The 18,165-nt window shown below is 48.5% G+C and carries 8 protein-coding genes; all 8 read right to left on the bottom strand.

What is annotated here, in order from left to right; translation table 11 throughout:
• Nucleotides 1-101: 101 nt before the first annotated feature.
• Genes OCV12_RS20090 through dpdE form a run of 8 tightly spaced genes read right to left on the bottom strand, consistent with a single transcriptional unit; the run spans nucleotide 102 to nucleotide 17,977 of the window.
• A complete protein-coding gene (locus tag OCV12_RS20090; RefSeq protein ID WP_261887040.1) occupies nucleotides 102-1,799 on the bottom strand; it encodes a hypothetical protein in 1,698 nt (565 codons plus the stop codon).
• Nucleotides 1,783-2,526: a phospholipase D-like domain-containing protein DpdK gene (dpdK, locus tag OCV12_RS20085; protein WP_261887039.1), complete on the bottom strand. Its 744-nt coding sequence runs from the start codon at nucleotides 2,524-2,526 to the stop codon at nucleotides 1,783-1,785. Before dpdK ends, OCV12_RS20090 begins: the two co-directional genes overlap by 17 nt.
• Nucleotides 2,523-7,169 (bottom strand): protein DpdJ, encoded by a 4,647-nt coding sequence (dpdJ, locus tag OCV12_RS20080; protein WP_261887038.1) that lies wholly within the window; start codon nucleotides 7,167-7,169, stop codon nucleotides 2,523-2,525. The genes dpdK and dpdJ overlap by 4 nt, the downstream gene beginning before the upstream one ends.
• A 2-nt stretch (nucleotides 7,170-7,171) precedes the next feature.
• Nucleotides 7,172-7,918 (bottom strand): hypothetical protein, encoded by a 747-nt coding sequence (locus tag OCV12_RS20075; RefSeq protein ID WP_261887037.1) that lies wholly within the window; start codon nucleotides 7,916-7,918, stop codon nucleotides 7,172-7,174.
• A complete protein-coding gene (gene dpdH / locus OCV12_RS20070; RefSeq protein ID WP_261887036.1) occupies nucleotides 7,915-11,295 on the bottom strand; it encodes a protein DpdH in 3,381 nt (1,126 codons plus the stop codon). Before dpdH ends, OCV12_RS20075 begins: the two co-directional genes overlap by 4 nt.
• On the bottom strand, nucleotides 11,292-12,239 hold the full coding sequence (gene dpdG / locus OCV12_RS20065) for a protein DpdG (protein ID WP_261887035.1): 948 nt from the start codon (nucleotides 12,237-12,239) through the stop codon (nucleotides 11,292-11,294). The genes dpdH and dpdG overlap by 4 nt, the downstream gene beginning before the upstream one ends.
• The gene (gene dpdF / locus OCV12_RS20060; protein WP_261887034.1) at nucleotides 12,239-14,806 is read right to left on the bottom strand and encodes a protein DpdF; all 2,568 of its coding nucleotides are present in this window, start codon (nucleotides 14,804-14,806) and stop codon (nucleotides 12,239-12,241) included. The genes dpdG and dpdF overlap by 1 nt, the downstream gene beginning before the upstream one ends.
• 3 nt (nucleotides 14,807-14,809) lie before the next feature.
• A complete protein-coding gene (gene dpdE / locus OCV12_RS20055) occupies nucleotides 14,810-17,977 on the bottom strand; it encodes a protein DpdE (protein ID WP_261887033.1) in 3,168 nt (1,055 codons plus the stop codon).
• Nucleotides 17,978-18,165: the final 188 nt, after the last annotated feature.

Below are 18,165 nucleotides of genomic sequence, written 5' to 3'. Positions count from 1 at the left end.
AAGCAACTTTACCACACGTCATACATATCGGGTTTTGCGTACGATCAATCAAATGTGTGATATTGCCATCACACATACTCGATTCAAATTAGGTAATTAATCTAACTACATTCCAGATAGACTTTGTAGATTATTTTGTTTGCAATATCATAATCTATTGAGCCACTTTCCAAGCTTAGTTCAGCAACTTCAACTATCGTACGATACCATGTTTCTTTGTTTACCAATTTAGAATAGCTATTAACTACTTTTTCCAAGAGTATCTGGTTACACCAAGTTAGCTCTTCTAAAAGAATAACCTTAACTAACTCTAACCAAAACTCAGAAGTTCCCGGTGCTTTTTGCTCATTCATCCAGTTCAGAAAAATTGGCAGCCTATCAAGTATAAGCTCTGCTTTATTTACTGCATGAATAACCTTGGTCAATTCAGAAAAATCTACCTGTCCAATCAACTGTTGATTGGTGATGTCCTCATCTAGCCAAAACTCAACGCTATCTTCATTGAACCAACGGCGCCAAAATGATTGAGGACTTTCTTTCTGCCAACATGTTGTTGAAAGTCTATGTTCCCACTCACTCCAGCGTTTAGAGAGCAACGGGTTTGAAGATAGTATTTTCTGGTCTTCCGCCGATAGAGAAAACAGCCAACTTATCAAGTTCGGTAACTCGTGTTCGTAACAGCGCAGCGCATATTCCACCACTTGCATCGCGTTTTCCAACGTTTTGCTTTGTGCAAGTAGCTGATTGATCGGTGAGGTTTCCACGTTGGTGAGCGCGGCAGGGTTAACTTCAAACAGTTGCGCTCGCGCTTCGACCAATCGCGCCACCCAAGCGCTGTCGAGCCACTCTGGCAAAACTGGCTCAACATTATGACCCAGCGCGGTGGCAAACACCGCCCAGTATTGCCAATAATGCGCATTAATCGGGCTATTTGCTAAGTTCGGACAGCGCAAGAAAAAGCCTTGTTGATCCAACAAACGTTCAGCCAAAGCCACCCAGTTCAGCACCGACAAGTTTTCTACATCGAGATGAAGATGACGCGCGAACGCCTCAAGCACAATCTCATTGACGCGTTTTGAAACCATCCCTTGTAATAACCAGTCTAGTTCGCTATGAGTTACAATGCGTGACCATTGCTCACCCGCAGCATGAACTTGCAATTCCACCGCGATCAAGTTGCGCTGCTCAAGCAACTGGCGCTCACGAATTTCCCAATACGTATTTTGAGCTAATTGCAACTGACGCTCCTCGCAAGCCAACAGTAAATCACGCAACAAGCGACCCAGTGGTCGCTTGACGGTTTGGTTTATCAAAGGTTGCTGCTTCCAACGCCAAAGGGTCTGCTCAATTCGTCTTTCAATAAACGCTTTGTCGCTTTTTAGCTTGGCAAAAGGGTCATCCAATTTTGATTCTGCATTCAACTCTGCACGAAATTGAATTGCGTCGACTGGCAACGGTTCAATACACAACACCCCGTGAGGATAACGTTCATACAGCACTTGCTCATAGTTGAGTTCACTCTGTGTCTGAGTGCGCAACACATAGTTGCGTGCCGTTCCTAACGCACTGTTCAGCCATAAAGATAGATGGCTCATCAACAGTGGATCACTGCACACTACGTAGTAACGGACGCTTTTTTGATAGTACGCCGAGAGGTAGAACACTGCCTCGCGGGCATCAATTCGCCCCGCCCCTTGGGCAATATGGTCTAAAACGCTCGCTCGCTCACTGCTCAAGTTCAGCCCGTTTTCACTGCCATAAAAACGGCGCAATAGGGTCATATCAGAACAAACAATCATCGTCGTCTTCCTGCTGATTTTCTGAAGTTAAATTAGCTGGGGTTAAAACTGCGGTAGCTAAATTTTCGCGTTGAGAGGCTACGGGTGCCTCTGGTGACACAATGGTCTCTACGGTCACACTGCCCGGCAATGCATGCTCAAAAGTGCTATTCGCTGATGGGCTAGAAAACAGCGTGTTGGGACGTGCAAACAGATCCGCGGACGATTTACGCAAATAACTGGTTGAAAACTCCAAGCCTGTATTGGCGAGAACGTTAGGATCGCGGTCAAAGATCATCATCTCTTCGTTACGGTTGGTGCCCGAATAGGTGAAGTTCATCGAACCACCTAAAAAGGCATGTTTGGTCAACAGTCCTTTGGTGTGCAACTTTTGCGTTTCTTCCAAACGGTAAGTGGTAAAACGCCCCAAGCACTTATTCAACTGGGTGACAGGCTTAAGATTGCTCTCATGCTTTTTCACGACCACGTTAAGATGGCAGCCATTGCTAACTGCCGTTTCGAGCATTTCAAAAAATGTCACCATACGGTGGCCCCAACTCGGATTGAGTAGATCCCAAGCGCCACTACGGTTGTCGAGTAGTTCAAAATCACTCACCCACGCACTGACTAACCACATCTCTCTTGGGTGGAGAATTTCCCCCACCAACATGCCACTCAGCACTTCTTTAATGTGCTGCTTACCCACCAACGATTTGGTCATGATTTGACGTTTATCGCGCAAACTCATTGGATCACCTCTGCGATCTCCACATAAACCAACAGCCCTTGTAATTCGCGTTTGATCCGCGCGACTCGTGGGAACACAATCAAACCATGCAGATCAATCGAAAGCGTACTGATGTTCGCTAACGCGCAGCCAATCTGAGGTCGCTGTGCTAAATCAAACGAGAGCACGGCTCGACCTTGGGTTTGCAAACGTTTTTCAAGCTCCACTTCCCAACTCGACTGATAGATCACTTGGTTGTGGTCGCTACACACCACTTTGCTAAGCAAGCAACGTTCAGTGCGGTTGCCCGGCGCGACAAATCGGTTGTAATAGGCAAGCGCTGATTGGCGAATTTGATTCCCGCGCGGCCACAGCAAGCCCAAAATCTTATTCGTGGTCTCACTCACCTGCCCTTGCCCTGTGTGGCGGTCACGTGCCAGTAAATATGCGGCAATGTGCAGCGGCACTTCCAACGCGAACTGCTGCTCCAAAGCTGCCCAGCCTTTCAGCAAATCATGCAAATATTGATCGGTGTGAGCGGCACTACCGGGACGCAAAATGCGCGTATGTAACATATTGTTCCAAACATGCGAAGGCGTGATCCCCAGCGCTGAGACTGCACGTTGCATGTTACTCAACGCATGACGGCGCTGCTTATACCCTTTGGCATTCCTCAGGGTCATAAAACTATCGCGTAAAGCATTTTGCTGCGGTAACTGCTCAAGCAAGTAAGCCAAATCGGCATCCACTTGCTCATACTCATCCGCTTCAAACACATGACTAAAGTGAGTCATCACCCGCAGAGGATCGTTGATGTAGGTTTCACGTAGGCGGATCACATTGCCCACCCCGCCACTTTCCGATTCACTGATCCATACCGTCAACTCATCGCCCGTCCACTGGTGATCAACGTTGATATCGGTGTCTGATACATCGGGAAGCAGAGTCGATACCAAACGGCTGATCCCACCTGCTAAGGTATAACCCAACGTTTTTTGTAACCAAGCTTGGAAGCTAGGAGCACTTTCGTCATCGTTGATCACCGCAAGTGCCACCAGCATCTCTTGCACTCGCGCAGGCTCATCGAAGTATTCGAGCAAATCCGCATGAAGCGCTTGCTCTTTCAGTTCGCTATCCTCTTCCTCGTTGACCATTTCAGCCATTTTGAATACGTCACAAGGCATGTTTTGCAACACACTCAAACCGGCTTTACTCCCCAACTGCCCATGTGCCTGCGACAAGGTGCAATGTTGCTGATGCATAATTACAAACATCGCAGCCATTGCGCAGTCAAACACCCATTTGGCAAAGAAGCCATTGCGTTCATAGCAAGGGGTTGCAAGAAATGCATCTTCCACGTAGGCAAATTTCAAACGCTGCGGGTTATCGGCAAACAACGCAAATTCGCGCCGCTGCTGCGCATCAAATTGGAACACCCACTTAGCACCATCCACCCACAATCGAGTGCCAATTGCCACTGGGGTTTGCTCATGTTGCCATTCGAAACGAATATGGGCAGGCTCTTTGCTCTTAGTGAACTTGATCTGTGCTTCTGAGCCAGTGGTGTAACGGTAGAGCTCAATTGGGTTCATCTCTTCATGGGTAAAGAACTTCACCCCTTGTAGGTATTGGCTCCAATCACTGTTGGCCGGCGGCAGCAGCAAATCGCCTCGATCGTAAGGAGTAAAAAAGCGCGAATGCCACGTTGAAAAGGCATTGCTGGTTTCACTGATAGTCTGCTCTTGGTCGAAATGACGCGTCTTCAGCTTGGTTGGGCTATAGATCGCCAATGGCAAGCCTTGCTCATTGGTCAAGGTGACTAATGGGGCTTGCGCGCTGATGTTCTCAAACGCTTGTGCCAGTTCAAAAGCCATCTGCCCAACGGTGCCCGCTTGCGGAGTGAAATTATCGGGTACCAACCAGTCGACATCTTTACGGTAATCAACCGTAAAACGTTTCGAGACCCGACCTGGCGCAAATTCTTTCAAACCTTGGAAAAAGCCCATCTCTTCCCACTTGCCTTTTGGCAACTCGCCCCCCGGCACCTGACGATCGTCATCGCTATGTGACTCATCTACGACCGAACTGGCACTTGGGGCATCTTGTGCAGCACTTTGCGGATCTTGAGACAAAGACTCAGAGCCTTGTTCATGCTGGCTTTTTTTCGCTCCGCGATCAAGAAATACCGCCAACGATGGCGCGCTCAACTCATTAAACAAGGTGCCGGAAATAAACTCCGGTAACGGGTGCTTTTTGCCTTCCGACTCTTTCCACTCTTGGCCATTTTCACTCCAGTTGGTTTCCAACTTATTGAGCAAACTTGGCAAAAACTCCATCATCACCGCGCGCGGAGATTGCCACAAAATGGTTTGCAGCTCGTCATCACTCACCACCAACGCTTTTTGAATGTAGTTCGCCAAGGTAAGAAAGGCTTGCTGATCACTTAATACCGCGCGCACTTCGTCACGCACGCGATTCAACGCGCCCACCTTAACAACGTATTTGTCATACACTAACTTGCGCGGCTCTCCCAACAGTGACCAAATATTTTTGCACTTGGTTTGTTGCGCCAGCCAATCCAGAGCCGCCATCGCCGCCTGCATTTTTTGAATGTGGCTATTTTGCACGGGCAATTTAAACGCTTTCACTCGCGGGTTGATCAACTGCTCATACTGCTGAAAGGCAATGCGATCACGTCCGAAGTCCGACAAAATGGTGTACATCCAAGGACGCATACCACGCTTACGACCCGCACGACCTTTACGCTGCAAATACGAAGCCACACCGCGCGGCGCTTTGTGTTGAATAACCGCTCCCACCGTAGGATCGTTAAATCCCACCTCCAAGGATGCGGTCGCGACCACCACTTGCGCGTCATGGTTTACCCCCGCATCTTGGCTGGAAGTTCGACCGATATTAATCAAGGCACTTTCCGACACGTCATGCCCAATTTTGCCCGGCGCGGTCCACTCTTGCCCCAAACTGCGACGTTGATGGTCATCAAAATAGTCTGGGTTAAGCGGGCTTCGTAAATAAGCCAGCGCCGGTTCATTTTTTGGATAAACTTTCTCTTTGAAACGTCGCCACCCTTCCGCATCCAGCAGTTGGTCGTACAAACGGTTGATCACATCTAAGTCATCGGTAAAGACAAAGCTCTTTTGCCCAAACACACCATCAGAGATGCCTTTTTCGTTGTGTTTGAACGCGTCCAACATGCGCGTGCTGAGCATCGAAGTTTGAATGGTGGTAGAAAGCAAAGCCGCCTGCGAGACAGGATCGCCACGCAGAGCAAGCAGATACTCAGCGCCTTCGTCTTCCATTTCATCATCACGTGGTTCAACCAACTCCACTTGGCTTGCCGGCGTTCCGGTTAGATCGCTAAAAAATCCCGCCGCGTCGTCTAGCGTTGCTGACAACCCAACAAAGTGAGGATGAATATTGGCACGCTTCATCCAACGCTTGAGTAAGAAAGAAGCTTGCGCACCACTCGACCCTTCGTAGGTGTGAACTTCGTCCATCAGCACCAATGGAATTGGGTGTTTGGCACCGACACCAAACAACTTGTTGTAATCACTGTTGCCCAAGTTACGGTTGAGCATTTCGGTCGAGGTAAACAAAATATCCGGTGGTGTCTTCAACTGCCCTTCACGGCTAAGCCCCAACAAAGTGTGATCAATCGTGTGCTGACAAAGACCACAACGCACCGTATCGCCGCTTTGCAACGACTGCTCTGTATCCCAAACCAACTCCCCCCCACACCCATTGTGTGGGCAAACCATGGTCTTGAATACCAACGCTTTGTTGTCGCGTGACTGATTGACGTTATAGCGCTTGAAAGTATCGCCAAAGTAGGTACCAATGCGGATCGGACGGCAATTGTTGGCTTTGAGGTAAGCATCCAATTTGCGCACCTGATCGTAGGTTTCTGAGAATTGGTCCTTGAGCAATTCATTACGCGGGTAGATCGCCAAAATACGTACGCGCGGCGAATCATCTTGTAGCAAATCGTGAGCAAGTTGGGTGATGGCAGGCAAGTAGAAAGAGAGCGTTTTACCGCTACCAGTGCCAGAACAGACGATGGTCGCCGATGAGCGTGGTTGCCAACTTTTGTGCTGACGGTGCAACTTAGTAATGCGCTCGGTTGAACGCATCTGAAAGCCCGCCAGTTTGAAACGGATCGCGCCATCTGTTAGTAAAGTTTGCATCAAGTGCGACTCGTGCGCATTCAATGACAGGGTGTGTTGCCACTGTTGGATCAACCCATCCGCTTCATAATCACGCTTTGGATAACGACGAGGACGACGAACAAAACGAAAATCAGAGACTAATGTTTTGGTTTTATCCAGCGCTTGATTGTTAAACCATTGACGTGACATCGTGTGCAAGCGAATGGTTTCCGCCATACGCGAACGATACAATGTCACCCCAAAACTGCTCTCGACTTCCAACAACAAACAGCGCTGCAACAACAGTTCAAGCAAGCCGTCAGCCCCCATCAATGGTAAATCGTAGTGCGCTTTTTGCCCTTGAATCAGCGCCAACAACTCATCATGAGTGAGTGACACCTCTGTGTCCCCCTGTGCGAGCAGTTCTGTTTCTTTTTCTTCAATCGCATCCAAACATGCGAGCAAGCATTGCAGCACTTGCGGCTCTAGTTTTTTCATTCTTAGTTCTGCTTGACTATAAATTTGCCTAGTAGTTCACGCTCTTTTAGCCAGAAAAACACCTCTTCGGTGAGCAACTCCAGCGTCACATGCTTACCTACAATATGCAGTGAGCCAAGGAACTTTTGCACTGACTCAGGCAAATCTTCGGTGTTCATATTTCCACGCAGCTCATGCAACTGATCGGCCATTTGCGTCAACAAGGTCAACTGGAATTCTTGGAAGTTGAACGTGCCTAACGCTTGATCAAACTGTTTCTTACAGTGGCGGTAATCTTGCTCAACACTGATGCCATTCGACACCAGTTTTTGATTTTTCAGCACTTCATCTAACACAACAAAACGATCTTGCTGCAAATCGGTCCACGCATTCCACGCTTGGCAATGGTTTTGCTCAAGTTCTTGGTGCAAGTGCTTAATTGACCTTACCAATGTATTCAGTTGATTACTATCGTCTTGCAGCGATGCAGATCCGTTAGACTGCCATAATTTTTGATAACCAGAGAATGAGTCCACCACGCTTGCCAACGCCTCTTGCTCAATGGCAGGCACTTGCAACTCAGGGGCAGAGTGTTCTGGCAAACGCTGAACCAACTTCTGTTTTCGCACACTCAGGGCAAGTTGCGTTTGACACTCTGACAAACGCGCTTGAATGTTCTGGCAATCGTCAATCTGCTGTTGGAACTCTTCGCCTTGGTTGTAAATTTCAATCTGTTTTTTCAGACGCTTTAAATCCGACTTAAAATTCATGATGCCGGCTCCTCATTCTCAACATCCACCTCGAGCGCACCATTGGAGACATGAACGCTCATCGACTGTTCTGCGGCTTGATCTTGCAGGTAAGAAAGGTTGTTGCTCATTTCTGCTAACTGCACGTCAACCGCCTGTTCAAGTTGTTCAAGCTGATCTGAGCCACGTGCTTGGTTCAATTTATCCAAGCGCGGCAAGCTGTAATTGCTCACTTCCAGCCACTCATCGAGCACCTGGCACCACAAATTGAGGTTATCGCCATCGATTTGGTACAAGAGTTCAATTTGCTCCACCTGATCCGCACTTTGCCCAAATTTACGTGCATGGGTAATTAAATCCCATTTGTAGGTATTTTGCAGTGTTTCCACGCGCATGCTGCGAGCGTCCAATTGCCCCCAAGCATCGGAACAAACTTCACGAGGCAACAACTTATACACCTCGCGCAAGGTATCAAGCGACTCACGCAGTTCATCGGACTTTTGACACTCTTGAGTAAAGCTCGCCAACTTCTTGAGTTTTGGTGACACATGATCCAGTGCGTTTTTAACTAACTGACGTTGTGACGCGTTGAACAACTCCCCTTGGTGCGCTTTCATTGCTTTAAACGCCACTTGGAAAGCCGACAATTCAATCGCCACAGGCGCAGCGCCTTTTTGGCTGCACGCCAAACGCTTGAGCATTTCTGCACGTGTTTGTGTCCATGCACTCAGCAACTCCTCTTGCAATTGGGCGAAAGCATCATTGATTGGGGTCACTAAGCAATCACGAATGTGATCCGCTTCTTTCACAAACAGCGCCATGCATTTCGGCATTTTGTGCTCTGGTTTTAGACCCAGCGCACGCGCAATATCCCACTGCTTTGCCAGAATTTTCGGCGCATCACCACGCACGTAATCCACACAAGCTTGCACGTTTTTAGGAACCCAGCGATGAGCAAAGTCCATGTAATGGGTGTAATCCTCGAAACCTTGTGGGTAGTCCCAACCTTTACCTTTGCTCTGGTAGTAGTCGTAACGTAAAATTGCCAACGTTTGCTGCTTCAAAGCAAAGCTCTCGTTGCTGTTATTGACGTCATTCACCGAGCAGAAATGCAGCACTGGTTTATGATCTTCCGCCATCGCTTTTGGTACCGCAATGCGATAACGCTGTGCCGATTTAAGCACTACTTGGAAAAGTGAGCTCTTGCTATCGTTCAACTTGCTCCACGCGGTCCATTTAGCGGCACTTTCCACGCTATAGCGGGTTAAACCAGGCGCACTTTCCAGCATGGTGTAGAGGTGTCGACGCAAATCATTGGCGATTGAAGCGTCTAGACGGCGCTTTTCTGCAAACCATGCATTCACTTCTTCTTCCAAATGAGCGCAAGGGTCGACCACCACCTCCATTAACGAAGAACATTGGCAACGACTCGCCGGTTGCATGCATACCGAGCATGTTGGCACCACCGTTGAGCTATTGTCGATGTGATAACCTTTTGTGGTTGAAGCGCTATTGCTAGCACTGCTTGTGGTTGCCGATTTGGGCGTCGCTGTTGTTGTGGACGTCGCCACTTTTTTCGCTGGCTGCGTTTTCTCTTCACCAAACACCGCCGGCAGTTGGAAGATTTCCGCCTGACGATTCGTCAAACTCGCACGCAAATCGCTGTGTGACTCACCTTCACCATACACTGCAACAAAGCCCATCACACGTTCAATATAGGCTTTCTCAACGTCACGCAGCACCCACTCTCGCAGTGAGTTGTTTGCCAAGTCGATGTGCTGTTTGGCAAAGTTTGCAGATGGGTAGTTTGCCTGATCAAAATCCGCATGGTTGTCACGCAAAATCGGGATCAAAATCTCTTTGATCACAGCTCGTGGGTTAAAGCGCGTGCGATTAAATTCACCCATACCATTTTTACGGTACAACTTAAGCTCCGCCAACTTGCGGATTGCTGTGGCATTGAATGGGAACAGAGCGATCTCTTGGCTTTCGCCTTTGCCAGAGATGAGCGGGCAATAGCCAAAATCGTCCAACGCTTGCTTTTCATGTTGCTCAATCGCCGCATCGCTCAACCATACTGGCAGCGCCGTTAAATCATCGTTGCCATCAAAATGCGCTTCAATCGCCTCAATACCATGACGTGCGGCATTCAAGTAGCGTGCACAGAACGCCGTGACTTGTTCAATGTCTGGCTGAACATCTACGTTGACCATGCGCAAATCATTATCATTCGGGATACGCCATTCAAACCCACTGCGAGTCAAAATGGTTTCACGACGTGCAAAGTAAGTTGGGTTACTGTCCGTCGTCGCAATAACCGATTTAAGTGGGCAAAGGGTTTGCACGCCGTCGTAGGTATCTTCTTGCAACAGGCTGTCTATCAGCACATCGTCTATCGCCGAGATAGCCGCCAAGTCTTCAACCAAAATCACCAATACGCGATTGTCAGCTTTCAACGCGGTACGGATCTCAACAAACAGATCTTGGAAGTTACCGTTCGAGAACTGGAATAAGTGGTTAAAGATCAACTTAGTCGCGGCATTAACCGCTTGGTTGGTCATCTCAACCGCCATCGCGACTTTGCTGTCGCTGCTGGTCAGTTGCAAACCTTCAATTGCTTGCTTGGTCATTAGGTTAAAGTCTGAAAATTCAAACTCGTAACTAGTCAAAAAGTTGAAATCATCACACGTAACCGCGTAGTTTTTCTCTTCAACTTCAGCGTAGCTTTTTGACTTAATCAAACGGTCAATGGAGTTAGTAATCGGTTTATCTTGGGCTGAAAACGCTTGCTGGAACACAGGATCAGCAAAACAGGTGCTGAGATGCTTGGTGAAAGTGGCCTGCATTTTCAACAAACTTAGTGCTTCGCGATCTTGGTTTTGCTGCGCTTGTTTGGCTTTATCACGAAAATCCAACGCGTTGTTACGCAGCGCTTCACACAAAAAGGTAAAGAAGATGTCTTGCATCAACTCACCAGAAAGCTTGGTGCCAACATCTTCAATTTTCTTGTGCGCACTATCAAACACCTCTCCTTTTAAATCGCCAAGCATTGAGGTCAGCACTTGACGCATGGTGGCATTTTTAGGGATGCGCACAATGTGCCAATTTTCTTCTTTAGCGACTGGGTGGAACTCGAGTTGCGCGTGTAACCAACGGATCAGGTGCGATTTACCGCCGCCCGACTCACCTACTATCGGTATTGGTCGGTTAGTGACCAATAGATGATCTAGTACGTTTTGTTCTGTTTTCAGTTCTGGTTGCGTGTTGGAAAAGGTCGTGCTCACCAACTGCATTGGATTGTGCACCGCTAGCAGCAGTGCATCCGACAACTCTTCCGCCTCACTGTGAATACACGCGGCGATCTGATTCAGTGTCGGCCAGTAATGTTGAATGCTCATACAGATTCCCCTAGGTAAGTCAAATGGGTAATCACGGTGTTTTCACCGGTTGGTAAGGTGAGATTAAAGCGAGTCGCGCTGTCTGAGCCCATACGGAAAGTCAGGATACCTTGGCGTTGCAAACGATAAAGCGCGATGCTCAAACCGGCGGACAAGCGAATCCCTTGCCCAGGCGTCCATTGGTCGTTATCGTGCACGACGGTTTCTTCGATCAGTTGGCGATATTCTCCTTGATCGAAAATCGGCAAGTCTTGGTTTAGCCGCGCCAAAAAGGCCTCGCAAGGCAGGTCTTGATTGACCGTAAGGTTGGAACGGAGCAACACATTTAACGCGCGGGTTGGGTCAACAAAGTAGTTCTCTTTGTCCACATGCTCAAGAAAACCCAGCACATAAGCATATTCGAAAAAACCTTTGAGCTCACTGGTATTGAGGTTCATGCGTCCCACGTTGGTGGTGTCCACCACACCGGAAATGAGGCGCGATGCTTCCTCCCGGTTTAAGACCTGTTTACCCACCATTGTGTACTTGTCAATAGCCAAAAACAGTGTTAGGTAACGCAACAAAGGTTCAATCTTAGTGCCATGCAAAAAGTCGTATTGTTTACTTGCTATCAGCTTTAACAAACGCGCTGGTAGGTTATCGCTACAATCCAGTTCCGACCAAGCCCGCACGTCACCTTGCTCATTTTTCTGCCACAACCCTTGCTCACGCCAAAAATCGAGCGACTCTTTGAGTTTTCGGGTTGGGTTTGTTTTAATCTTATACTGACCACTTTCATCTTTATTGGTCTCGAGCAGCAAGTATGGCGGGACGCAGTTATCTTTGATTTTTGCTTCCGTTAAAAATTCATCTGACTTGGCGCGGCTGAAATCGCTGATCAAACGATCGAGCAAAAACAGGGACTCAATATGACTTCCCGCTTTATCATTGTTAATGATCGACATTAGATTGCCTCAATATTATTTTTGAAATTGGTCAATGACATGGCACTGTCTTTCCCTTCCCACCATTTGCGATGAGTGAGTTCGGGGTCGCGTAAGTTTTCATGCGCACAATAAATGGTGCGCACTCCACTAAATTCAGGGACACTCGCCTCCCCTATTTGGCGATCATCAATGATCATTTTGCTGTATTGACTGACAATCGGGCAGTCACTCAGCCACTCTTCACGTTCGAGCAAGAGCCAAAACTGCCCGAGGCCCGCCGCGTATTGGGTTTTAACCCGAGCCAACAACGGTTCAGGCGCAGCCAGTGCCACCACTTTTTGTTGGCGCAGCAATTGAATAAAGGCTTGCAGTAATTCGTCGGTCAAATCCGTTTGGAGCGGAGAAAAATAGACCGGAATGTCGACCATTGGGCTATCTTCTTGCATCCCGTAAACAGAAACGCGATAGCCTACTTCGACGCGTGGCAGTTCAAACAAACGTGCTGATACCGGGACTTTCTGCACATCTTCATAGGCCGCTTTTTCTTGCTGTTTTTTAGCACGACAAGCAGGACAACCACCGCAAGCCAGCGTTGGACGCTCGCCTTTCAAGCGGTAGAATTCGCGTAAACGGTGACACAAATGACTGTCTGATTCAGTTAACCATTCGTGCAACACTTTAAAACCAAGGCGACGCGCTGCACTTTCCACAGAGCGCTGCTCTTCCACTTTCCTTTGCCACGTTTTTTCGTCCATATGGTTTGGATCCACCACAGTGACGAGCACCTTCGCTATATACTCTTCCCACGCTTTTTGGGTGTCTTGATCGTCTTCTTCGTTCTCCGACCAATCATCTGGTTGTGGGTAAGCGAGCTTAATAAGCCCGGTACGTTGCAACAATAGCACCGTCATCCAATTCCAATAGGTGTTACTTTTGGTGCGCTGGTCGACGTGTTCGGGTTGGTTACGTAAATCAATCAGCTTTTGTGGCATATGGGAGTCACTAGTGACCAAACTGCCGCGTAGCCATAGCCCTTTCCAACGTGCTAAGCCTTTCTCTTGGCTAATAATGGTGTCTTTATTGAGGGTTCGCGCGACATTGATATGCTCACCATGAATAACCAACTCGCAATGTGCCGCTCGCCCATCTCGCCCAGCTCGACCCACTTCTTGATAGTAGCGGTCAATGTTTTCTGGCAGGCACGCATGCAATACCGAACGTACATCCCCTTTATCCATCCCAACACCAAAGGCTGATGTGGCCACCATGATATCGAGCTGATTCTCTTGCCATTGTTTGAGCAACGCTTCACGTTCTTGCGAACAGGTATCGCCGTGGAAAGTAGCCAAACGCGATATTCCTTGAGCCCGCAACGACTCGGCAAGAGCTACACACTCTTTGACTTCTGTGGTGTAGATAATTAGCGGCTTGGGCATGCTCAGTACTTTGTCAAACACCACGTTGAAGTGCTGATCTTTGCTGACCCAATGTTTGTTGGTAGAAAACTCTTGACGCAAAAATCCGCCGTTCATCACCACCGCTTGTTGCCCAACATCACAGAACAAACGTTCAATGGTATGAAGGTTTTGTTCGGTAAAGGTTGCGGACATCAACACGGTTTTCAATCCGTTTGGCGATAGTTGACGTAGCGATGCAACAAGCAGACCGATACGCTGAAAGTCGGGGCGAAAACCCGCGCCCCAACTGTCAATCAAGTGCGCTTCATCCACAATCAAAGCACCCAGTTTGCCTCGCTCGGCAAGACGAAACAGCTCTGGCAATAAGCTGCTGAGCATCGACTCAGGCGAGACTAACAGGACTTTTTGTTGCCCACTTTGGATCTGTGCGCGAATACGCTGCTTCTCTTCTACAGCTAAACCACTGTGCCACGCATAATTGCCAACCACTTTTTCGCCCGCTTCGGCGAGCATTTCCTTCACGCGTTGCCCCTGCTCGATAGCCAAAGCAATGGTTGGCACCACCATTAATGTCAGAGCTTGCGGTTTGGTAAACAGCGCCACTGCGTGCCCGACTAAGGTTTTGCCACAGCCGGTGGGCAAATTGACAATCACGGTGCTGTTTTCTTTGGCGAGTAAACTGGTACGCACGGCGGTGCGCTGCGCTGCGCAAGTGTATGTCGAATAACGCTCAGCAAACTTCATTTTCAACGCCGGATCCATCGGCACCACACGCATACGTTTTTTCTGCTGCAAGCTGTACACCGGCGTGAGTTCCGCAGCCAGTTCGTTATCTGCCAGAGTTAAGGTGGTCGTGCCTGATGCCATACTCAACCCACACGCTTTCGCCAGTTCAAACTGCTCTGGGGTAGGCCGAACACGTAAATCCAACGCAGCCGGAAATTTATCCATTTTGGCAGCCCATAAACCGTCGCGAGCCAACAACCAAAAACTGCTGAGAGAGAGTTGCTGATCACCTAGCGCCTGCGCGAGACGCTGGGTAAACTGATTGTTCGGAAACTCACTCAGTTCAGCGTGAATATGGTTAAGTTGCTCTTGCAACAAATCGCCCGCAGACAGGGTTACCACCTTAGGATCAAGCCAAGGCAGCGGCATGTAACGACTCATGGCTTACCCCTCTCCCACCAAGATCACCGCTTGGATGGTCAGCAATGTCGCTTGTACGCTCGCTGGGTGCTCTGGGTATTGATCTGCAAAACTCGCCAAAGCGTGTTCACGTGAGCGCTCAAAAACACAATCAATCATCTCTTGCCAATGACGCTGATCGTATTCACGTTCAATGTAATCCCACAGATCAATCAGTTCGCCATTGAGTGCGGTCAAGGCAATGTTTTGGTCGCTGTACATCACCGACATGCCACCTAAGTCGAGCGGGGTTGGCTTTTTACTGTACCCTGCCGCCATCAAACTTTTCGCTGGCGATGCTTTCATCACATTGCCGTTGCCTTGGAAAATATCGCTGACCACCAGCGGTGCCGCTTGCTGATCACGTAGCAATTGCTCAAAGCTGCTCTGATCTGGCTGGTCAAGTGACACAACCCATTGGGTTTTAAAGCACAGTTGGCTATCGCCCAATTTTGCTTGCACTTTACGTAAGTATGCGCTCGCCATGCCCAAAGGCAGTTCATTCGACATGCTGGCGACCGAATCCACAAACGGTTGACCATAACGCAAAGGATACGCGCCCGTTTGCGCGCACAAGGTACGGTCTGGTGACATTGGGTGTGTTACTGGCGCGCTGTAGGTTGAATGTTCGAAATCCAAACCAATGATGCAGTGACGGATCAAGCTATCGACATCTAAGCGGGTACGATGGTGAACAAACTGTAGTTTAAATTGCTGCGCATTTTCAATTCGTGATTTCTCAAACAGCAATCCGTATACCATCCAATCCAATAACTCATTGGTGGTTTGCTCATACGCTTCATCATGCTGTTTGATGCGCTGTGCAAAACGAAGGGCTGCGCGCACATCCAACATGTCGCGGTCCATCGCATCTTGAATTTCCAGCTTGTGCAGCTCTTGCGCAACTAAGCCTTGAGGACCAGCCAAACGTTCCGCCAATGCATTAAGATGGGCAAAACCACCTAGCCAAAGCCCTTGCCATCCTTGCGTCAGGAAAGCATCAATTGGCTCTTGAATACTGGCTCGGTAGTGTTCAAATGCTCCGATCCCGTCACGCAATAGCTCCGCCCACTGACGATAAAAACCGTTGCGATTTGGCACCAGTACACAGGTTTCAATCGGTTGACAACCTCGCATAAACGCACTGTAGCGGTTCAACCGTCCATTGCGCTGCTCAATGCGGTTAACCGCCAATGGTAAGGTGTAGTGCACGGCCAAACGACGTCGCCCTTGCAAATTCAAACCATCTTCACCACGCTCATCACACACGAATACACGTACGGTCTCTTCGCAGGTAAAGCGTGGTGTGCAAGCGGGATCATGACGTTCTACTTCGCAGTTCAATTGAGCACCGAGCCATTGATGGACATGATCCGCGACACCACGTTCACCACAAAACACCACGATTTTGCCTTGTGAATTTTCGCTCAGCCACGTCTCTAAACGTTGTAACAGGGCGTTATCTTTGGCTTGTTGTTCTTGCGCAGCGACATCCACCATCCCCTGCCAGTAGGCTCGTTGCTGGTCACTGAGTGTGCACGTATTAAGACGCTGCGTAATTTTCGTCTCCAAGTGGCGTGGGCTTAGCATCATAGCTTCCAACCACTCAAGGTATTCACCTTCCGCCAAAGCAAAGTTAGTTGCGAAACCATCGCCATTTTCCTGCGCCGATTGGCTCGCCGCGGCACGCAAGTCATCCAATTGCTGATCTTGCAAAGTTTCGCTTTCGGGCAGATCCCAAGTGACGAAGTCACACGCCCCCAAACCCGGGAACAAATTTTGGATTACCATTTGCGCGGCGCCGTTTGTCGAGTCGCGACGGTTGCGCAGCATTCGGTAGTTAAATGTGTAACGATCAGCAAAGTAACTGCGCACGGCGAGCACCGCTTGTTTACGTTCACTTGCGTCAATCTCATCTTCATCAGCAAAGAAATCGACCAAAGGCTCCGCTGTTTCAATCAAGGCTTGCAACTTATCATCTTGCAAGTCGAGCGCTTTGAGGTCGTTTAACACTCCTTCAAGAATATCGTTATCCTTGGCAGGGTCGAGCGCTCGGTACAAACCAACAAAGTGCGCTTGATTAAGGATCTGCGTTTTGAACGTTTCAACAAACGCCAAATCCAGTGGGTATTTGTCGCTCTCTAAACAGTGCAACATCGCCAAATAGTTTTTCTCTTGACCAATCAGCGGTGTCCCAGTGAGCAACAAAGAAACTTCCGCTTGACTTGACGCTTCCGCTAGCGCATTAAAGAAGAAACGCTCAACAAGTTGTTCGCTCCAACCGAAATCAGCAAATTGGTGTGCTTCATCAATCACCACCATGGTTGGCTTGCCAATTTTTTGGGTCAGTTTGGTGATGTCTCGGTACGAGCCGAGAAACACCAACTGGGTATCATCGTTGGCATCCAATTCGTCAGAGGCTAAAGTCAGCACATCACCAAGGTGAAAGCGTTCGCTCAGTTCACGTTGCCATTGGTGTGTTAAGGCCGGTGGCGTCAACACAAACACACGCGCCTCACGCCCTTTTTCCATTACATGGTGACGCAGGATCAACCCCGCTTCGATGGTCTTACCTAAACCAACTTCATCACAAAGTAAGTACTTGCGTTTGCTATCACTGAGAACACGACTGACCACGGCCAATTGGTGCGCTTCAAATTCCACCGCACTGCCGAGAATAGAGGACATGGATTGACATGCCGCTCGCTGAGCCAAGTAGTGGTGATAAAACTGAGCGCGAGCTTCAGTTAAGAAGGGGGTCACAGTCCCTTTGGCTTTGAGATACTCATGCGGCTTAAAGGAGCCTGTCATTTGGGCATTCGGCACATATAGATCGTGCATGGTAAATTCATCGCTAAACTCACGACTAAACTCAACAAGGTGCTTTTCACCCGGGCGCTCACCTTCATAGAAACCGAGTTTCCATCGTTCTTGTGTACCGACTTTACAGAACACGACCGATTTGTTTGGCAAAGCGAGAATTGGCAATAATTGGCTAGCTGGGACCGTTATACGCCCCTCATTCGGACGAGAAGGAGATGAAAAAAAGCTAACCTCTGCAGATAGCATCTCTGTATCAATCGATACTATTTTGCCAATACCTGAAAAAGCACTTGTACTTTTTACCAATGAACCAACCTTAACTGAGAACATCTAACCCCTAACCTTAAATTAAACTTGCGCTCGAAAACACGATACCAAGCTAACTACATAAGAAGAATTGGTACAGCTTACACTTTCAAGCGAAAAACATAGATACGACAAACAGTATATCATGCCAATGAACTGTAGTTAGTATACTTAGATCAAATTTGAGCACTTACCATTATGCGCCAGCATAA

The sequence above is a fragment of the Vibrio pomeroyi genome, from assembly GCF_024347595.1.
GTDB classification, from domain to species: domain Bacteria; phylum Pseudomonadota; class Gammaproteobacteria; order Enterobacterales; family Vibrionaceae; genus Vibrio; species Vibrio pomeroyi.
Note: the sequence above shows the minus strand (reverse complement) of the source record. Positions and strands in the feature narration are given on the sequence as shown.